The 19,441-nt window shown below is 64.3% G+C and carries 16 protein-coding genes and 1 pseudogene; 10 read left to right on the top strand and 7 right to left on the bottom strand.

The features are described from left to right. Positions 1–36: 36 nt before the first annotated feature. Positions 37–1,467, top strand: coding sequence for an exodeoxyribonuclease I (gene sbcB, locus ACIP0B_RS13640; protein WP_400832597.1), 1,431 nt, complete (start codon positions 37–39; stop codon positions 1,465–1,467). A gap of 100 nt (positions 1,468–1,567) precedes the next feature. On the opposite strand, the gene mvaT is transcribed toward sbcB, so the two are convergent. Continuing rightward, positions 1,568–1,945, bottom strand: coding sequence for a histone-like nucleoid-structuring protein MvaT (gene mvaT, locus ACIP0B_RS13635; protein ID WP_400832596.1), 378 nt, complete (start codon positions 1,943–1,945; stop codon positions 1,568–1,570). A 338-nt stretch (positions 1,946–2,283) separates the two neighbouring features. On the opposite strand from mvaT, the gene purU reads away from it, so the two are divergent. Further along, a complete protein-coding gene (gene purU / locus ACIP0B_RS13630; RefSeq protein ID WP_400832593.1) occupies positions 2,284–3,132 on the top strand; it encodes a formyltetrahydrofolate deformylase in 849 nt (282 codons plus the stop codon). Between the two features lie 103 nt (positions 3,133–3,235). Beyond that, entirely contained in the window at positions 3,236–3,430 is a 195-nt protein-coding gene (locus ACIP0B_RS13625; protein WP_400832592.1) for a hypothetical protein, read from the top strand. Between the two features lie 285 nt (positions 3,431–3,715). Here the strand turns inward: ACIP0B_RS13625 and ACIP0B_RS13620 are convergent, their stop codons facing one another. Both ACIP0B_RS13620 and ACIP0B_RS13615 read right to left on the bottom strand, forming a co-directional pair. Then, complete coding sequence (locus tag ACIP0B_RS13620; protein WP_400832624.1) at positions 3,716–4,480, bottom strand: methyl-accepting chemotaxis protein; 765 nt, start codon at positions 4,478–4,480, stop codon at positions 3,716–3,718. Between the two features lie 93 nt (positions 4,481–4,573). Further along, a pseudogene (locus tag ACIP0B_RS13615) lies at positions 4,574–5,605 on the bottom strand (cache domain-containing protein); the annotation flags it as partial. A gap of 189 nt (positions 5,606–5,794) precedes the next feature. Here ACIP0B_RS13615 and ACIP0B_RS13610 point away from each other — a divergent pair. After that, positions 5,795–7,282, top strand: a complete 1,488-nt coding sequence (locus tag ACIP0B_RS13610; protein WP_400832590.1) for a helicase HerA-like domain-containing protein — start codon at positions 5,795–5,797, stop codon at positions 7,280–7,282. A gap of 160 nt (positions 7,283–7,442) precedes the next feature. Here the strand turns inward: ACIP0B_RS13610 and ACIP0B_RS13605 are convergent, their stop codons facing one another. Beyond that, entirely contained in the window at positions 7,443–7,898 is a 456-nt protein-coding gene (locus ACIP0B_RS13605) for a DUF721 domain-containing protein (protein ID WP_400832587.1), read from the bottom strand. Between the two features lie 307 nt (positions 7,899–8,205). On the opposite strand from ACIP0B_RS13605, the gene secA reads away from it, so the two are divergent. The 4 genes from secA (at position 8,206) to ACIP0B_RS13585 (ending at position 14,011) form a co-directional block, all read left to right on the top strand. Continuing rightward, positions 8,206–10,944, top strand: a complete 2,739-nt coding sequence (gene secA, locus ACIP0B_RS13600) for a preprotein translocase subunit SecA (RefSeq protein ID WP_400832586.1) — start codon at positions 8,206–8,208, stop codon at positions 10,942–10,944. A gap of 122 nt (positions 10,945–11,066) precedes the next feature. Further along, entirely contained in the window at positions 11,067–12,284 is a 1,218-nt protein-coding gene (argJ, locus tag ACIP0B_RS13595) for a bifunctional glutamate N-acetyltransferase/amino-acid acetyltransferase ArgJ (protein WP_400832584.1), read from the top strand. Positions 12,285–12,437: 153 nt separating this feature from the next. Then, positions 12,438–13,070: a glutathione S-transferase family protein gene (locus tag ACIP0B_RS13590; protein ID WP_400832582.1), complete on the top strand. Its 633-nt coding sequence runs from the start codon at positions 12,438–12,440 to the stop codon at positions 13,068–13,070. Next, positions 13,067–14,011: a Nudix family hydrolase gene (locus tag ACIP0B_RS13585; protein WP_400832580.1), complete on the top strand. Its 945-nt coding sequence runs from the start codon at positions 13,067–13,069 to the stop codon at positions 14,009–14,011. Before ACIP0B_RS13590 ends, ACIP0B_RS13585 begins: the two co-directional genes overlap by 4 nt. Positions 14,012–14,141: 130 nt before the next feature. On the opposite strand, the gene ACIP0B_RS13580 is transcribed toward ACIP0B_RS13585, so the two are convergent. From ACIP0B_RS13580 to ACIP0B_RS13570, 3 genes are read right to left on the bottom strand one after another with little or no spacing between them, the layout of a single operon-like run. Continuing rightward, positions 14,142–14,726 (bottom strand): cob(I)yrinic acid a,c-diamide adenosyltransferase, encoded by a 585-nt coding sequence (locus ACIP0B_RS13580; protein WP_400832578.1) that lies wholly within the window; start codon positions 14,724–14,726, stop codon positions 14,142–14,144. A gap of 3 nt (positions 14,727–14,729) precedes the next feature. Then, positions 14,730–16,766, bottom strand: coding sequence for an ATP-binding protein (locus ACIP0B_RS13575; RefSeq protein ID WP_400832576.1), 2,037 nt, complete (start codon positions 16,764–16,766; stop codon positions 14,730–14,732). Between the two features lie 45 nt (positions 16,767–16,811). After that, positions 16,812–17,729, bottom strand: a complete 918-nt coding sequence (locus ACIP0B_RS13570) for a putative 2-dehydropantoate 2-reductase (RefSeq protein WP_400832573.1) — start codon at positions 17,727–17,729, stop codon at positions 16,812–16,814. A gap of 140 nt (positions 17,730–17,869) precedes the next feature. Between ACIP0B_RS13570 and ACIP0B_RS13565 the strand changes: the two genes are divergently transcribed. After that, positions 17,870–18,355, top strand: coding sequence for a YajQ family cyclic di-GMP-binding protein (locus ACIP0B_RS13565; protein ID WP_085580436.1), 486 nt, complete (start codon positions 17,870–17,872; stop codon positions 18,353–18,355). Between the two features lie 136 nt (positions 18,356–18,491). Beyond that, the gene (locus tag ACIP0B_RS13560) at positions 18,492–19,334 is read left to right on the top strand and encodes a mechanosensitive ion channel family protein (RefSeq protein ID WP_085580438.1); all 843 of its coding nucleotides are present in this window, start codon (positions 18,492–18,494) and stop codon (positions 19,332–19,334) included. Positions 19,335–19,441 lie beyond the last annotated feature (107 nt).

Genomic DNA, 19,441 nt, shown 5'->3' with positions numbered 1-19,441 from the left:
CCTAGACTTCGCCGATCTTCAGTTCAGGAACACCCCGTGACTTCCATCTTCTGGTACGACTACGAGACCACCGGCATCAACCCGCGCAGTGACCGCCCGTTGCAGGTGGCCGGCATCCGCACCGACCATGAGCTCAACGAGATCGGCGAGCCGGTCAATCTCTATTGCCGGCCCAGCGACGACATCCTGCCGCATCCGGCGGCGTGCGCGATCACCGGCATCACGCCGGGCAGGCTGGCCGCCGAGGGCCTCTGCGAGGCCGATTTCATGACCCGGGTGCACGCGCAGTTGGCGGCGCCCGGCACCTGCGGCGCGGGGTACAACACCTTGCGCTTCGATGATGAAATGACCCGTTACAGCCTGTACCGGAATTTCTTCGATCCCTACGCCCGGGAATGGCAGGGCGGCAACAGCCGCTGGGACCTGATCGATGTGGTGCGCACCGCGTATGCCTTGCGCCCCGACGGTCTGGCCTGGCCCACCGATGACGAAGGGCGGGTGACGCTCAAGCTCGAACGGCTGACCGCCGCCAACGGCATCGACCACGGGCACGCCCACGAAGCGCTGTCGGACGTGCGCGCCACCATCGCCCTGGCCCGGCTGATCCGCGAGAAGCAGCCGAAACTGTACGACTGGCTGTTTCAGTTGCGCAGCAAGCAGAAGGTCATGGATCAGATCCGCCTGATGCAGCCGATGGTGCACATCTCCGGCCGTTTCTCGGCGGCGCGGCACTATGTCGGCGTGGTGCTGCCGCTGGCCTGGCATCCGCGCAACCGCAACGCGCTGATCGTCTGCGACCTGCACCTCGATCCGCAGGGGTTGCTGGACCTGGATGCCGACACCCTTCGCCGGCGCCTGTACACCCGCCGCGAGGATTTGGCCGAAGGCGAACTGCCGGTGCCGCTCAAGCAGATCCACATCAACCGCTGCCCGGTGGTGGCGCCGATGTCGGTATTGCGTGCGCAGGACCAGCAGCGCCTCGGGTTGGACATGGCGCTGTACGAGACTCGCGCCTTGCGGCTAAGTGACGCACAGCAAGTTTGGAAAGATAAGATCCCGGCCATTTATGCCAGCGAGGATTTCACCCCGAGCGAAGATCCGGAACAACAGTTGTACGATGGATTTATCGGCGACCGTGACCGGCGTCTATGTGAACAAGTGAGGATGGCGGATCCTGCGCAATTGGCGCAGGAACAATGGCCTTTCGATGATGAACGTTTGCCGGAATTGTTGTTTCGATATCGAGCACGCAACTTTCCGCAAACGTTGAATTCCGAAGAGCAACAACGCTGGACGGAATTCTGCCGGCAGCGATTGTCGGACAGCGGGTGGGGGGCTCCCAATACCCTGACATCATTTGCCGAGGCCATGGGGCAATGGGCACTTAGTGCGACGCCTGAGCAGAATGCGGTGCTCGCGCAATGGCAGGACTATGTCCAGGTGTTGCGCAAACGTTTGAACCTGTGAACCCGGACAAGTCCCCATAAAATTGAAGGCATAAAAAAACGCCAGCGGATGCTGGCGTTTCTTCGTGTGCCGCGGACGTGTCTGCGACGGGGGTTGCAGCTTAGCCCAGCAGGGTGGACCAGCTCTCGACCACGTCACCGCCCCACTTGGCTTTCCACTCTTTCAGGGTCTTGTGGTTGCCGCCTTTGGTTTCGATGACTTCACCGTTGTGCGGGTTTTTGTATTGTTTAACTTTGCGTGCACGCTTGGTGCCGGTAGTTTTGACTGCGCCGCCGCGTGGGGCCTTGTTTTTGGACTCCGGATCCAGCAGCGCGATGATGTCGCGCAGGGACTTGGAGTACTCACCCATCAGGGTGCGCAGTTTGCCTTCGAATTCCAGTTCTTTTTGCAGTTTGTCGTCTTGCGACAGGTTCTGCAGACGGGCTTGCAGCTCTTTGATGGCTTCTTCGGTGGCGCGGTATTCGTTGATCAAGGACATGGTTACTACCTTATGTAGGAGTGCTGGGTGGCAGGGGACAGTGCGGCAATAATAGTCAGGCTGTTTCATCAAGTAAACATTTAACCGAGTCATTCATTTGAATTAGTTGCGATGAAAAGGCCGGAAGTGAATATTCGGTTAAATAATGTGATGCAGTCTTCATCGGTGTTCACAGTCGATCGTTGGTACATGGCTATTGCGGCGCCATCATCCTGACGTTCGACGGCGTCAAGAACCTGACCTGCGTCTGGAAAAGGGCCTGCAGGTCATCAATACTGCAGTTTTTCCGCGCAGTCGCTAGAATGGCGGCCTTTGCGAAGTTCTGGAGTTTCCCCCTCATGCGCACCTTTCGGTTGGTGATTTCCTGCCCGGACCGCGTTGGCATCGTTGCCAAAGTCAGTAACTTTCTGGCGTCCCACAACGGCTGGATCACCGAAGCGAGCCACCATTCGGACAATCAGGTCGGCTGGTTCTTCATGCGTCACGAAATCCGTGCCGACTCCCTGCCTTTCGGCATCGAAACGCTGCGCGAGAAGTTCGCGCCGATCGCCGAAGAGTTCTCGATGGACTGGCGCATCACCGACACCGAGCAGAAAAAGCGCGTGGTGCTGATGGCCAGCCGTGAGTCCCATTGCCTGGCCGACCTGCTGCACCGCTGGCACAGCGACGAGCTGGACTGCGAGATCGCCTGCGTGATCTCCAACCACGACGACCTGCGCAGCATGGTCGAATGGCACGGCATCCCTTACTACCACGTACCGGTGAACCCGCAGGACAAGCAGCCGGCCTTCGCCGAAGTCTCGCGCCTGGTCCGCCAGCACGAGGCCGACGTGGTGGTGCTGGCGCGCTACATGCAGATCCTGCCGCCGGCGCTGTGCAGCGAGTATGCGCAGAAGGTCATCAACATCCACCACAGCTTCCTGCCGTCGTTCGTCGGCGCCAAGCCTTACCACCAGGCCTCGCTGCGTGGCGTGAAGCTGATCGGCGCGACCTGCCACTACGTGACCGAAGAGCTGGACGCCGGCCCGATCATCGAGCAGGACGTGGTGCGCGTCAGCCACAGCGACAGCATCGAGGACATGGTGCGTTTCGGCCGCGACGTCGAGAAGATGGTGCTGGCCCGCGGCCTGCGCTATCACCTGGAAGACCGCGTGCTGGTGCACGGCAACAAGACCGTGGTGTTCTGACCGGTTCGCGAAGCTCCGGTTGAAAAACGAAGGGCCTGGGCGTTCAATCGCTCCAGGCCCTTTTTTTATCCGCAGAATCCGTTCGAGCCCCGAGGACATGCCCATGAGCGATCCGCTGGACAAAGCCACTTCAAAAGCGCCCGCGACGTTGGGGGAGGGATGCCTGGCCCGCTACGACCCGGACGACATGGATCCGGAGGACGGGACGGAGTTTCCCGGCGCGGCCGAGCTGTGGGAGCGGCTCAAGGATCAGGAGGCGGAGAACGGTGAGCCTGAGGGTGAGTCGGTGGAGCGCTAGCGCTGCAGTGGTTTGCGCTGACTCACAACTTGAGGAAGCACCTGACTGGCGGTGTTTGGGCTGACGTCATCGCCAGCAGGCTGGCTCCCGGTGGATCAGTCGCAAAAGATGTCGGTTGTTGCGGCCTCATCGCTGGCAAGCCAGCTCCCACAGGTTTTGCGGCGTTTGCGGATTCTGTGTCCGCCGCAAGAACTTGTGGGAGCCAGCCTGCTGGCGATGACGGCAAACCAGCCCCATAGGGGCCGGCGATGACGCCGCGATCGCCAGCAGGCCGGTGAAGATGCCTCAGATCCGGAAGGTGCCCACCAGATGCTTGAGCCGCGCCGCCTGCTGCTCGAGGTCCGAGCACGCACGCAGGGTGGCCTGCAGGTTTTCCACGCCTTCCTGGTTCAGCGTGTTGATCTCGGTGATGTCGACGTTGATCGACTCCACCACGGCGGTCTGCTCTTCGGTGGCGGTGGCCACCGACTGGTTCATCCCGTCGATCTCGCCGATGCGCTGGGTCACGCTGCTCAGGCGTTCGCCGGCCTGGTTGGCGATCTCCACGCTGTCCTGGCTGTGGCGCTGGCTGTCGCTCATGGTGGTGACGGATTCGCGGGCGCCGACCTGCAGTTCCTCGATCATGGTCTGCACTTGCTGCGCCGACTCCTGGGTGCGGTGCGCCAGGTTGCGCACTTCGTCGGCCACCACGGCGAAACCGCGGCCGGCCTCGCCGGCACGGGCCGCCTCGATGGCGGCGTTGAGCGCCAGCAGGTTGGTCTGCTGGGAAATGCTGGTGATCACTTCCAGGATCTGGCCGATGTTCACGGTCTTGCTGTTGAGCGATTCGATGTTGGTGCTCGAGGCGCTGAGCATGCTCGACAGCTGATTCATCGCCTTGATGCTGCGGTCCACCACCTGCTGGCCGTCCTCGGCCAGGTTGCGCGCGTCGCTGGCCTGGGTCGAGGCCTGCGCGGCGTTGCGGGCGATTTCCTGGGCGGCGGCGCCGAGTTGGTTGATCGCGGCGGCCACGCTGTTGGTGCGCGAGGCCTGCTGGTCGGAGTTGTACATCGACGAGTTGGAGGCCGCGACCACTCGCAGGGCGACTTCGTTGACTTGCCCTGTGGCCGAGGACACTTCGCGGATCGAGCCGTGGATGCGCTCCACGAAACGGTTGAACGCGGTGCCGAGCACGCCGAACTCGTCATGGTTCTGAATGGTCAGGCGCTTGGTCAGGTCGCCTTCGCCGTCGGCGATGTCTTCCATGGCGCGGGTCATGACGTGCAGCGGCTGGATCAGGATGCGGATCAGCATGCCGAGCAGGGCGATGATGATTGCCACCGCGATCACGGTCGCGATCACGGCCGAGGTGCGGAACTGGCTGAGCATCGAGAACGCCTTGTCCTTGTCCACCGACAGGCCGATGTACCAGTTCACCGACGGCAGGCCCTTGATCGGGGTGAAGGTGACGATGCGGGTCTTGCCGTCGACGGTGACTTCGCTGAAGTCGCTGCTGATGCGCGGGGTATCTTGCGGGTAGGCTTCCTTGAGCGACTTCATCACCAGGGCCTTGTCCGGGTGCACCAGGATCTTGCCGTCGGCGCTGACCAGGAACACATAGCCCATGCCGTCGAAGTCACGGGCGGCGAGGGTGTCGATCAGGGTTTGCAGGCTCAGGTCGCCGCCGACCACGCCCACGCTCTGGCCGGCCTTCTTCGAGGCCGTGGCGATGGAAATGATCAGTTGGCCGGTGGCCGCGTCGATGTAGGGTTCGGTCAGGGTCGAGGTGCTGCTGCTCTCGGCGCCCTTGTACCAGGGGCGGACACGCGGGTCGAAGCCGTCCGGCATCTTGGCGTCGGGACGGATGGTGAAGTGACCGGTGGCATCGCCCAGGTAGGAAGCCATGAACGTGGACGTCAGGGCTTTCTGTTCCAGCAGGCCGGCGACCGTCGACGGTTCCGGGTTGATGGCGATGTTCTGGGCGGCGTTCTCGATCAGCAGGATGCGACCGTTGAGCCAGGTCTGGATGTTCCCGGCGGTGACCTCGCCCATCTCGTTGAGGTAGTTGTTCAAGTCCTCGCGGATCGCGTTGCGCTGCAGCCAGTCGTTGTACAGCGTGAACGAGGCGAAGGCGGCGATGACGATGAGGGCGGCGGCAAGCAGGATTTTATGGCTGAAGCGCAGGTTTTTGTTCATGGCTTGGGGTTCCGCTAAGGTCTTAATGTCCAGGGCGTGCTTTTATAGAAGCGCGCAGAATGGGCAAGGGTGAAAGTAAGCTGATATTTCCGTCTCTCCTTAGGGAAATGTCAGACCCGGCTTGTGGTCGGGTCTCTCGCCTTTATGTATCGGCCATGCAGGATCAAAGATTAACCATTAGGTGACAAAATGCCTGACTCCCCGCAACTCGTAATCGGCGCCGATCTCACCGGGCAACCCATTGCCCAGGCCATGCGCCTGGCCAACCGCCACGGACTGGTGGCCGGCGCCACCGGCACCGGCAAGACCGTCACCCTGCAGCGCCTGGCCGAAGCGTTCAGCGACGCCGGGGTCGCGGTGTTCGCCGCCGACATCAAGGGTGACCTGTGCGGCCTCGGCGCCGCCGGCAATCCTCAGGGCAAGGTCGCCGAGCGCATCGCCGGCATGCCATGGCTGAACCACACCCCTCAGGCCTATCCGGTGACGCTGTGGGACATCCACGGCCAGTCCGGTCATCCGTTGCGCACCACCTTGAGCGAAATGGGCCCGCTGCTGATCGGCAGCCTGCTGGAGCTCACCGACAGCCAGCAGTCGGCGCTGTACGCGGCCTTCAAGGTGGCGGACCGCGAAGGGCTGCTGTTGCTGGATCTGAAGGACCTGAAGGCGCTGCTCAACCACCTCAAGGACAATCCGCAATTGCTGGGCGAGGATGCGGCGCTGTTCACCACCGGCTCCAGCCAGGCGCTGCTGCGGCGCCTGGCGACGCTGGAACAGCAGGGCGCCGAAGCCCTGTTCGGCGAGCCGGCGCTGCAGCTCGAAGATATCCTGCAGCCGGCGGCCGACGGGCGCGGACGCATTCATCTGCTCGACGCCAGCCGTCTGGTGCACGAGGCGCCGAAGGTGTACGCCACCTTCCTGCTGTGGCTGCTGGCCGAGCTGTTCGAGCAGTTGCCGGAGCGCGGCGACGCCGACAAGCCGCTGCTGGCGCTGTTTTTCGACGAGGCCCACTTGCTGTTCGCCGATACGCCCAAGGCGTTGCAGGAGCGGCTGGAGCAGGTGGTGCGGTTGATCCGCTCCAAGGGTGTCGGGGTGTATTTCGTCACCCAGTCGCCGGGCGACCTGCCGGACGATGTGCTGGCGCAACTGGGCCTGCGCATCCAGCACGGCCTGCGGGCCTTCACCGCCAAGGAGCAGAAGTCCCTGCGGGCGGTGGCGGACGGCTTCCGGCCGAATCCTGCGTTCGACACCCTGACGGTGCTGACCGAGCTCGGCATCGGCGAAGCGCTGGTCGGCACCTTGCAGGAGAAGGGCACGCCGGAAACGGTGCAGCGCGTGCTGGTGGCGCCGCCGCAATCGCGGATCGGGCCGTTGACCGAAACCGAACGCACCGTGCTGATCGGCGGGTCGCCGTTCAAGGGCCGCTACGACAAGCCCATCGACCGCGAGTCGGCCTACGAGATCCTGATGGGCCGCAAGGGGCTGGCGCCGGAGGCCGAAGCGGCGCCGGGCAAGCCGGCGGCAGAGGAGCCGAGCCTGGCCGACCGTGCCGGGGAATTCCTCGGCACGGCGGCGGGGCAGGCCCTGAAATCGGCGATGCGCCAGGCGGCGAACCAGTTGGGCAAGCAATTGGTGCGCGGGTTGATGGGGTCTTTGCTGGGGGGCAGCAAGCGGCGCTGATCGGCGCCGCCATTGCCGGCCGGCTGGTTCCTGCAGGGGCACGGTGCGGCCGCCGCCAGACCTGTGGGAGCTGGCTTGCCAGCGAAGGGGCCGGCACAGTCGGCATCGAGGGTGGCTGATCCGCCGCCATCGCCGGCAGGCGGGCGTCCTCGGTCGGCGGTCAGCCTTTGGCCTTGGCGTGGGCGGCCAGACGCTCCAGCGCCGCCCGCAGGTTCGGGTCGCTGATGCCCTCGGCGGCGGACTGGATGGTCGCCGCCGCGTCCGTCGACAGGTCGATGGTGTGCCCGGCCGCGCCGCGCTGGACGGTCGGTGGCTGCACCTTGAACAGAATCCGCGTCAGGCTGGCGAACTCGTCGAACATCTGCAGTTGCCGCTGCAGGCGCTTTTGCTGGTAGCGCAGGCGGGTGGCCCAATGACCGTCGGTGACGATCAGCAACAGGCTGCCTTCGCGCCACGACGCCACATGGCAGTGCTCGCGGGCCGCCGGTTGCAGCTGGGTTTCGAGCAGGCGCTGCAGATGGCCCAGACGCTGGGCGTGGTTGAGGATGGCCTTGAGGGGCCTGGCTTCGCGAAGCAAAACAGCAGGTGCCTTGGCTGTGTGCGGGCGAAATGCCATGATCGAACACCGAAATTGACTGGGGGGCCATGTTAGCAGAAAGCGGCCCACGCACTCGCCCATTGCTTTTGCCCCTGCTTTGCCCCTTAAATCAACGACTGACTTCTGCGCCCTGCGCCTTGAAGTCGAGCAAAAAGCCCCTATTTTAAGTGAGCCCCGTCAAAGCGCAGTGCCAGCATCGTGGAACATCGCCACTTTCCTCACCACCGTTTCCGGGTAGAATGCTCGTTCGCATGCGGCCATGAGGGCTGCACGGGCGACTCACGGGGCCGCACACCATACCTTTAGTTTGGAAGATCCTGCCGATATGTTTGCGCCTTTGTTAAAGAAACTTTTTGGAAGCAAGAACGAGCGTGAAGTCAAGCGCATGCTCAAGACGGTGCAGCTCGTCAATGCCTTCGAAGAGAAGATGGTCGCCCTTTCGGACGATCAACTGCGCGCCAAGACTGCCGAGTTCAAGGACCGCATCGCCAAAGGGGAAACCCTCGACAAGCTGTTGCCGGAAGCGTTCGCGGTCGCCCGCGAAGCCGGCAAGCGCGTCATGGGCATGCGTCACTTCGACGTTCAGCTGATCGGCGGCATGACCCTGCATGAAGGCCGGATCGCCGAAATGCGCACCGGTGAGGGCAAGACGCTGGTGGGCACCCTGGGCGTCTACCTCAACGCGCTGTCCGGCAAGGGCGTGCACGTGGTGACGGTGAACGACTACCTGGCCCGCCGTGACGCCAACTGGATGCGTCCGCTGTACGAATTCCTCGGCCTGACCGTCGGCGTCGTGACGCCGTTCCAGCCGCCGGAAGAGAAACGCGCCGCCTACGCCGCCGACATCACCTACGGCACCAACAACGAATTCGGGTTCGACTACCTGCGCGACAACATGGCGTTCAGCATGGAAGAGAAATTCCAGCGCGAACTCAACTTTGCCGTGATCGACGAAGTCGACTCCATCCTCATCGACGAAGCCCGTACCCCGCTGATCATCTCCGGTCAGGCCGAGGACAGCTCCAAGCTCTACACCGAGATCAACAAACTGATCCCGAAACTGAAGCTGCACGTCGAAGAAGTCGAAGGCGAAGTCACCCAGGAAGGCCATTTCACCGTCGACGAGAAGACCCGCCAGGTCGAGCTCAACGAGGCCGGCCACCAGTTCATCGAAGACCAGCTCACCGGCATCGGCCTGCTGGCCGAGGGCGAAAGCCTGTACTCGGCGCACAACCTGAGCCTGCTGACCCACGTCTATGCCGGCCTGCGTGCGCACAAGCTGTTCAACCGCAACGTCGAATACATCGTGCAGGACGGCCAGGTCGTCCTGGTCGACGAGCACACCGGCCGCACCATGCCGGGCCGCCGTCTGTCCGAGGGCCTGCACCAGGCCATCGAGGCCAAGGAAAACCTGAACATCCAGGCCGAAAGCCAGACCCTGGCCTCGACCACCTTCCAGAACTACTTCCGTCTGTACACCAAGCTGTCCGGCATGACCGGCACGGCCGACACCGAAGCGTTCGAGTTCCATCAGATCTACGGCCTGCCGGTCATCGTCATCCCGACCAACAAGCCGCTGGCGCGCAAGGACTACAACGACCTGGTGTTCCTGACCGCCGACGAGAAGTACGCGGCGATCGTCAACGACATCAAGGAAAGCATGGCCGCCGGTCGTCCGGTGCTGGTGGGCACCGCGACCATCGAGACCTCCGAGCACATGTCCAGCCTGCTGGTGAAGGAAGGCATCGAGCACAAGGTCCTGAACGCCAAGTTCCACGAGAAGGAAGCCGAAATCATCGCCCAGGCCGGTCGTCCGGGCGCGCTGACCATCGCCACCAACATGGCCGGTCGCGGTACCGACATCCTGTTGGGCGGCAACTGGGAAGTGGAAGTCGCTTCGCTGGAGAACCCGACCCCCGAGCAGATCGCCCAGATCAAGGCCGATTGGCAGAAGCGTCACCAGCAAGTTCTGGAGGCGGGCGGCCTGCAGGTGATCGCCTCCGAGCGTCACGAATCCCGCCGCATCGACAACCAGCTGCGTGGCCGTGCCGGCCGTCAGGGCGATGCCGGTTCGAGCCGCTTCTACCTGTCGCTGGAAGACAGCCTGATGCGCATCTTCGCCTCCGACCGGGTGAAGAACTTCATGAAGGCCCTGGGCATGCAGCCGGGCGAGGCGATCGAGCACCGCATGGTGACCAACGCCATCGAAAAGGCGCAGCGCAAGGTCGAAGGCCGCAACTTCGACATCCGCAAGCAACTGCTGGAGTTCGACGACGTCAACAACGAGCAGCGTAAAGTGATCTATCACATGCGCAACACGTTGCTGGCCGCCGACAACGTCGGCGAGACCATCGCCGACTTCCGTCAGGACGTGCTCAACGCCACCGTCAGCGCCCACATTCCGCCGCAGTCGCTGCCGGAGCAGTGGGACGTCGCCGGCCTGGAAGCTGCGCTGCAGAGCGACTTCGGCGTAGCGCTGCCGATCCAGAAATGGCTCGACGAAGACGATCACCTGTACGAAGAGACCCTGCGCGAGAAGCTGCTGGCCGAACTGGTCGCCGCGTACAACGAGAAGGAAGACCAGGCCGGCGCCGACGCGCTGCGCTCCTTCGAGAAGCAGATCGTGCTGCGCGTGCTGGACGACCTGTGGAAAGACCACCTGTCGACCATGGATCACCTGCGCCACGGCATCCACCTGCGCGGCTATGCGCAGAAGAACCCGAAGCAGGAGTACAAGCGCGAGTCCTTCACGCTGTTCTCCGAACTGCTGGATTCGATCAAGCGCGACTCGATCCGTGTGCTGTCGCACGTTCAGGTGCGCCGCGAAGACCCGGCCGAGGAAGAGGCCCGTCTGCGTCAGGAAGCCGAAGCGCTGGCCGCCCGCATGCAGTTCCAGCACGCCGAGGCCCCTGGCCTGGAAGCGCAGCCGGAAGAAATGGGTGAAGAGGTCGATGTGGCCCTCGCCGCCGCGCCGGTCCGCAACGAGCAGAAACTGGGCCGCAACGAGCTGTGCTACTGCGGTTCGGGCAAGAAATTCAAGCATTGCCACGGGCAGATCCAGTAAAACCCGTTTCAGTCGCTGAAATACCCGCGCCGCGACCGGCATCAGCCGTCGCGGCGTTTTGCCATTTATCCCACCGCTTTTCCGTGTGGCGGTGCTGACATTACTGATTGAGGAGCGCATTCATGGCTGTTGGTCTTGGTCCTTTGCCAACGTTGCACCCGGTTGCCGGTTTTGAACTCGGTATCGCTTCGGCCGGCATCAAGCGCCCGGGGCGCAAGGATGTCGTCGTGATGCGCTGTGCCGAAGGCTCCACCGTGGCCGGCGTGTTCACGTTGAACGCTTTCTGCGCAGCGCCGGTGATCCTGGCCAAGCAGCGCGTGAAGAATCCGGTGCGCTACCTGCTGACCAACACCGGCAACGCCAACGCCGGCACCGGTGAGCCGGGCCTGGCCGCCGCCGAGCGCACCTGCGCCAAGCTGGCCGAACTGACCGGCGTGGACGCCAGCCTGGTGCTGCCGTACTCCACCGGCGTGATCGGCGAGCCGCTGCCGGTCGAGAAGATCGAAGGCGCGTTGCAGGCCGCCCTGGACGACCTGTCGGAAAACAACTGGGAAGCCGCCGCCACCGGCATCATGACCACCGACACCCTGCCCAAGGGCGCGAGCCGCCAGTTCCAGCATGACGGCGTGACCGTCACCGTGACCGGCATCAGCAAAGGCGCCGGCATGATCCGGCCGAACATGGCGACCATGCTCGGCTACATCGCCACCGACGCCAAAGTCTCCCGCGACGTGCTGCAGAATCTGATGCTGGACGGCGCCAACAAGTCGTTCAACCGCATCACCATCGACGGCGACACCTCGACCAACGACTGCTGCATGCTGATCGCCACCGGCAAGGCCGCGCTGCCGGAAATCACCCAGGCCGAGGGCGAGCTGTTCGCCAAGCTCAAGCAGGCGGTGTTCGAGGTGTGCATGGACGTGGCCCAGGCCATCGTGCGCGACGGCGAAGGCGCGACCAAGTTCGTGACCGTCGAAGTCAACGGCGGCGGCAACCACCAGGAATGCCTGGACGTCGGCTACACCGTGGCCCACTCGCCGCTGATCAAGACCGCGCTGTTCGCCTCCGACCCGAACTGGGGCCGCATCCTGGCGGCCGTGGGCCGTGCCGGCGTGCCGGACCTGGATGTGAGCAAGATCGACGTGTTCCTCGGCGAAGTGTGCATCGCCAGCCGTGGCGCCCGTGCCGCGACCTACACCGAGGCCCAAGGCGCGGCGGTGATGCAGCGTGAAGAGATCACCATCCGCATCGAACTGGGCCGCGGCGAGTGCAGCGAAACGATCTGGACCACCGACCTGTCCCACGAGTACGTGAAGATCAACGCCGAATACCGCACCTGATTCGGAACCGCGTTGCGGCCATCGCCAGCAGGCTGGTTCCCACAGGATTCGGATTCGCCGAATGTCCACTGTGGGAGCCAGCCCGCTGGCGATGACGGCGGCCCGGTCACTGAAAGTCCGAAAGTTTTTCCACTGACGAAAAGGCGCCCCACCATGTCCTTGCACCTGATCATCGGCGACAAACTGCTTTCCTCCTGGTCCCTGCGCGGCGCCCTGGCCCTTGAGCTGGCCGGTGCGGACTACACCGAAGAGCTGGTCAAGCTCGGCAAGCCCGACACCCGCGAGCGCCTGCTCAAGCACTCGCCGACCGCCAAGGTGCCGCTGCTCAAGACTCCCCACGGCACCATCGCTGACTCGCTGGCCATCGCCGAGTACGTGGCCGAGCAGTTCCCGGCGGCGCAGCTCTGGCCCGCCGACGTCGCCGCCCGCGCCCAGGCCCGCTCGGCCTGCGCACAGATGCACAGCGGTTTCTTCGCCATGCGCAACCACATGCCGTTCGACCTGAGCCACGATGCGCCGCTGAACCCGGTGCCGCCGGAAGTGAAGGCCGACATCGAGCGCATGCTCGCGCTGTGGGCCGAGTGCCGCGCCGTGGCCACGGAAACCGGTCCCTACCTGTTCGGCCGCGCCAGCCTGGCCGACGCGTTCTTCGCCCCGATCGCCGTGCGCCTGCGCACTTATCAGGTGAGCCTGCCGGCGGCGGACGAAGCCTATGTTGAAACGGTCTACCGATGGCCGGCCTTCCAGGCCTGGCAGAAGGCGGGCCTTGAGGAGTTGCAGTCGTGAAACGTGTACACGTCGCCGCGGCCGTCATCCGTGACGCCAGCGGCAAGATCCTGATCGCCAAACGGGCCGATAACCAGCATCAGGGCGGGTTGTGGGAATTCCCCGGCGGCAAGGTCGAGGACGGCGAATCCGTCGAGGCCGCGCTGGCCCGCGAGCTGCGCGAAGAACTGGGGATCGTCGTCGGCCAGGCGCGCCCGCTGATCAAGGTGCGCCACGACTATCCGGACAAGCAGGTGCTTTTGGATGTCTGGGAAGTCGCAGCCTTCACCGGCGAGCCCCATGGCGCCGAAGGCCAGCCGCTGGCCTGGGTGACGGCCCGGGAGCTGGCGAACTACGAGTTCCCGGCGGCCAACCAGCCGATCGTCGCGGCGGCGCGCTTGCCCGGCGAATACCTGATCACCCCGGACGGCCTGGAGACGCCGGCCTTGCTGCGGGGCATCCAGAAGGCCATCGCCGGCGGGATCAAACTGATCCAGCTGCGCGCGCCCAACGGCTACGACCCCAAGTACCGCGACCTGGCGGTGGATGCGGTGGGGCTGTGCGCCGGCAAGGCGCAGCTGATGCTCAAGGGGCCGTTCGAATGGCTGGGGGATTTCCCCTCCGCCGGTTGGCACGTCACCGCGGCGCAGTTGCGCAAGCACGCGGCGGCGGGGCGTCCGTTGCCGGCCAACCGCTGGCTGGCGGCTTCCTGTCACAACGCCGAAGAGCTGACGCTGGCCGAACAGATGGGCGTGGACTTCGTGACCCTGTCGCCGGTGCAGCCGACCCTGACCCATCCGGACGCGCAGCCGCTGGGCTGGGAACAGGCCCAGGCGTTGATCGAGGGCTTCAGCAAGCCGGTGTTCCTGCTGGGCGGCGTCGGCCCTGCCGAGCGGGAGAAGGCCTGGGGCGTCGGGGCCCAGGGTGTGGCGGGGATCCGGGCGTTCTGGCCGCAGGCTTGAGCTTGCGGTGATCTTGCCGGCCCCATCGCCAGCAGGCTGGCTCCCACAGGGTTCTGCGGTGAACACAGAGGCTGCATTAACCGAGATAACTGTGGGAGCCAGCCTGCTGGCGATGGCTTCCTGCCTGGCGCTACTGCCCTGAAGGCTTGGCCGCCGGCTGCCAAAGGATCTCAGCGATCCCCTGACGACGGGCAATCAGCCGCGCCGCCACAAACAGCAGGTCCGACAGCCGGTTGATGTACGCCAGGCCGACACCGGCCAGCGGCTCCACGGCATTCAAGTGCTGGCAGCGCCGCTCGGCGCTGCGGGCCAGGCTGCGGCAGGCGTGGGCCTGGGCGATCAGCATCGAGCCGCCGGGCAGAATGAAATTCTCCAGTGGCCCCAGTTCCTCGTTCCAGACATCGATGGCGGCCTCCAGGCGTTCGACCTCGGCAGTGTTCAGCGCCTGATAGGCCGGCATCGCCAGTTCGCCGCCGAGGTCGAACAGCCGGTGCTGGCAGGGCGCAAGCACTTCGATCAGTTCATTGAGCCCCGGACATTGTTCGCGTTCGGCGATCAGTCCGGCCAGCAGCACGCCCAATTGGCTGTTCAGCGTATCGACTTCGCCGATGGCCTCGATCCGTGGGTGATCCTTGGGCACGCGGCGGCCGTCGCCCAGGCCGGTCTCGCCCTTGTCGCCGGTGCGGGTGTAGATCTTCGACAGGCGAAAGCCCATGGTTTACCTCGCTATCTGATTCAGTTCGGGTGCATTGGCGGTCGGTTGCACGAGCGGCAGGCGCAGGGTGAAGCAGGTGCCTTGGCCGAGCGTGGACTGCACCTCCATCTGGCCCTTGTGGTTGTTGGTGATGATGAAGTACGACACCGACAGCCCGAGCCCCGTGCCCTGACCGATTTCCTTGGTGGTGAAGAACGGTTCGAAGGTGCGTTTGCGCACGTTCTCGCTCATGCCGACGCCGTTGTCCTCGACCTGGATCTCCGCCCACGGCGGATTGAGCCGGGTGCGCAGGGTGATGCGTCCCGGCTCGCTGTCGTCTTCGCGCTGGTGGATGGCCTGGGCGGCGTTCTTCAGCAGGTTGAGCAGCACTTGCTCCAGTTCGTTGGCGGTGCCCGGCACCGGGCCGAGCGCCGGGTCGAACTGGCGGACGATCGCCTGGCCCTTGAAGTCGAAGCCGATGGCCAGGTCGAAATCGTTGCCGGCGATCTCCACGGCCTGGTCGATCAGCGCCGGCAGGTCGCACGGGGCCATCTGCCGGGTGCTGCGGCGGCTGAAGCTGAGCATGTGGGTGACGATCTTCGCGGCGCGGGCGCCGGCCTGCTGGATGCCGTCGAGCAGCTGCGGCACTTCGCGGTTCTGCAGGTAGCGGTTGACCGCCTCCAGTTCCAGGCCCAGCAGTTCGGCCTGTTCGAGGTTCTTGGGCAGGTCCGCCGACAGCCGCCGGCGGATGTTCTGCACGTTGTGCAGGATCGCCCCCAGCGGGTTGTTGATTTCGTGGGCCATGCCGGCGGCGAGGCCGCCGACCGAGAGCATCTTCTCCGACTGCACCATCATTTCCTCAAGCGACAGGCGTTGGGTGATGTCGTCGATCCGGATCACCACGCCGCGCCCGGCACCGCCCATCAGCGGGTAGAAGGTGAGGGCGTAGTGCTTGGGCTCGTCGTCCTTGAGCCAGGTCACCCGCTCGATCTTCGCCACGGTGTGCTGCTCGACGGTCTGCTTGAGCTGCGGCAGGAACGGCTTGAGCGGCTCGAACGCGAGGAAGATCGGCTGGTTCAGCGCCTCGTCCAGCCGGGTGCCGGAGAGCGCGCTGGCCTCCTGGTTCCATTGGGTGACGTAGAGCTGTTCGTCTAGGGCGATCAGCGCCGAGGGCATGGAGTCGATGATGCTGTTGAGGTAGTTCTGGAAACCCGTGAGCTTCTTTTCGATCTTGCTGCGCACCTGGACTTCCAGTTCCAGCTTGCGGTTGGTGTGGCGGGTTTCCTCGGCCAGGCCCTGGGCCTGGTCGTAGGCGGCCTGGGAGTCGTCGCGGGCGCGCTTGAGCTGCTGCTCGCGGGCCTCGATGCGCGACAGCATGGTGTTGAACGCCTCGGCCAGGCTGCCGATCTCGTCGTGGTTGCCCCGGGAGGCGCGCAGGGCGTAGTTCTCTTCGCGGGTCACCTGGCGCGACAGCTCTTCGAGCTGATGGATCGGCCGGGTGATCAGGCGCTTGATCTGCCGGGCGATGACCAGCCACAGCAGCACGCTGAAGATCAGGATGCCCAGGCTGGCGGTGAGGGTGCCGGTGTAGAACGCCACCGGCAGTTCGCTGCTGGCCACCAGCAACAGGTGGCCGGGGGCCGCGCCGGGGCGGGGCAGGGTGATCAGTTGGTTGCTGCGGAACTCGGTCAACTGCCAGGCTTCGATGTGCCGGTAGCGCTCGGGCAGGCTGAGCTTGTCGCCGCGCTGCACCTGGGCGATGCGCTCGCCCTTGCCGTCATACAGCGCGGCGGCGCGCAGCGGCGAATAGCTGTCGAGCTCCTTGAGCAGCCGTTCGGCGCTTTGCGGCGATTGCAGGGCCTCGGCCACCAGGGCGGGGTTCGACACCAGCCGGCCGATGGTCTGCAACGCCTGGGGCGCCATGCTTTCCTGGGAAATGTAGTAGGCGGCGCTGATGAAGGTCAGGTTGGCGACCAGCAGGACGGTGGTCAACAGCACCAGCAGGGCGGCCAGCAGTTTCTGGCCGACCGGCAGGTTTTCGAGGCGCTGGCGCAATGGCATCGGGTTTATCGCAGCAAAGGAACAAGTGGCCAGCGTAGCCGCTGCTCAATCGCCGGGCAATCCGAGGCGGTGCAGATGGGTGATCAGGCGCTGCTGCAACTGATGCAGGTGAGGCAGGTTCAGCCGGTGCCGCTCGGCCGCCTTGCAGGCGTGGCCCAGCAGGTAGCTGATCTCGGTGCGGCGCCGGTTCGCCACGTCCTGGTGCATCGAGGAGAAGTTGGCGGCCGTGGCCTGGATCACCCGTTCGACCTCCTGCTGCAGGTTGTCGGCGGCCGCCGGCTGGCCGCAGCGCTCCAGCAGGTCGGTCAGTTCGGCGCACAGGGTGGCGACTTCGCAGGCATGCTGCTGCAAGCCGCCGTTGCGGCAGTCGTGCAGCACCGTCAGGGGATTGATCGCGCAATTGAGCGCCAGTTTTCGCCACAGGCGGGTGAGGATGTCGGTGCTCCACTCGTGGGGGATCTTCGCGGCGCTCAGGTCGTCCAGCCAAATGGGCGCCACCGGGTGCCCGGCGTCGCCGAGCCAGGTGTAGCCATGGCCGGCGAACACCACGCGCCAATCGCCGTCGCGGAAGGCGCCTTCGGTGCTCGAGGCGAAAATGCACCGTGCGTGCGGCACCCGGGCGGCGACCGCTTCCTGGCTGCCGAGGCCGTTCTGCAAAAGGATCAGCTCGGCATCCGGCGCCAGGCGCGGGGCGAGGCGGGCGACGGCGCTTTCGGCGTCATAGGCTTTGCACGCCACCAGCAGCCGCCGGATGGGTTCCGGGTGGTCCGGCGTCTGCGCCGGCACGGCCCAGGTGTTCGGTTCGCCGTGCTCCACCAGGGTCAGCCCGCCGGTCGCTTCGTAATCGCGCAGGCGCGCCGCGTCACGCAGGATCAGCCGCACCGGCCGTCCGGCCCGGGCCAGCCGCGTGGCCCACAAGGTGCCGAGGCTGCCGGCGCCGAGCACATGCCAAGGGGTGGACATCAGTTTTTCGCTCGCTGGGGTAAAGGCATGCAAGGCTCGCCGTGTGGTGGGGAAAAGACCCGTTATAATGAGCCCGATTTTAACCGCAAGCCAAGCGCGCCGCGTCCTGTACGGGCGCGCCTTTTCATTGGAGAGATTACATGCCGTCGTTCGACGTGGTATCCGAGCTGGACAAACACGAAGTCACCAACGCGGTCGAGAACGCCGTGAAGGAGCTCGATCGTCGCTATGACCTCAAAGGCAAGGGCAGCTTCGAGTTCAAGGACAAGGATCTGACCGTCAACCTGACCGCTGAAGCCGAGTTCCAGCTGGAAGCGATGATCGAGATCCTCAAGCTGGCCCTGGTCAAGCGCAAGATCGATGTGCAGTGCCTTGAGGTCAAGGACGCGTTCGCATCGGGCAAGGTGATGAAGCAGGAAGCCGTGCTCAAGGAAGGCATCGACAAAGAGCTGGCGAAGAAGATCGTCGCGCACATCAAGGACGCCAAGCTCAAGGTGCAGGCCGCCATCCAGGGCGAGCAGGTGCGCGTCACCGGCAAGAAGCGCGATGACCTGCAGGAAGCCATCGCGGCGCTGCGCGCCAAGGAATTCGGCATGCCGCTGCAGTTCAACAACTTCCGCGACTGAGCCATCATTGTGGAACCTCTCGGCGTTTAAGGCGTCCGAGGCCCAAGCAGCGGCAGAAATGATCCGGCCCTTCGGCCCGGTCTTTCTGCCGCTGGTTTTTATAGCCCGGGTAGCCGGAAAATTCAGGAGATAGAACATGGATTTGAATGCTGAGGTGGATAACCTCGTCAAGGTGTCTCAGGCGTGGATCCCGATGATCATGGAATACGGCAGCCGCGTCTTGCTGGCGGTCGTGACCCTGGCCATCGGTTGGTGGCTGATCAACAAGGTCACCCAGAAGCTCGGCGGCCTGCTGGCCCTGCGCAATGCCGACCTGGCGCTGCAAGGTTTCATCAGCAGCCTGGCGAACATCATTCTCAAGGTGCTGCTGATCGTCAGCGTGGCGTCGATGATCGGCGTCGAAACCACATCGTTCGTCGCGGCCATCGGTGCGGCCGGCCTGGCCATCGGCCTGGCGTTGCAGGGCAGCCTGGCGAACTTCGCCGGCGGCGTGCTGATCCTGCTGTTCCGTCCGTTCCGCATCGGTGACTGGATCGAGGCCCAAGGCGTGGCCGGCACCGTCGACAGCATCCAGATTTTCCACACCGTGCTGCGCACCGGCGACAACAAGACCATCATCGTGCCCAACGGCAACCTGTCGAACGGCATCATCACCAACACCAACCGTCAGCCGACCCGCAAGGTCGTGTTCGATGTCGGCGTCGATTACGAAGCCGATCTGCAAAAGGCCCGTCAGGTGCTGTTGGAGTTGGCCAAAGATGAGCGCGTGTTGCAGGATCCTGCGCCGCAAGCGGTTATTTCGACCCTGGGCGACAGTTCGATCACTGTTTCCCTGCGCGTCTGGGTCAAGACCGCAGACTATTGGGATGTGATGTTCATGTTTAATGAACTGTCCCGCGACCGTTTAAAGACCGCCGGCATTGATATTCCGTTTCCGCAACGGGTGATTCGCGTGGTTCAGGAATCGGCGGTTCAGTGATTGAATTGACAGTTCTTCCGTTGACTCTTTAGTCAATTGTCGAACTTGAAGTCGAGCCAGCAGATGTAATAACGCAGCAAATAAAAAAAGGCCCATCGCAAGATGGG

It is taken from the genome of Pseudomonas sp. NPDC089534 (assembly GCF_044749305.1).
GTDB classification, from domain to species: domain Bacteria; phylum Pseudomonadota; class Gammaproteobacteria; order Pseudomonadales; family Pseudomonadaceae; genus Aquipseudomonas; species Aquipseudomonas ekonensis.
This window is presented reverse-complemented; position numbering and strand designations above follow the sequence as displayed.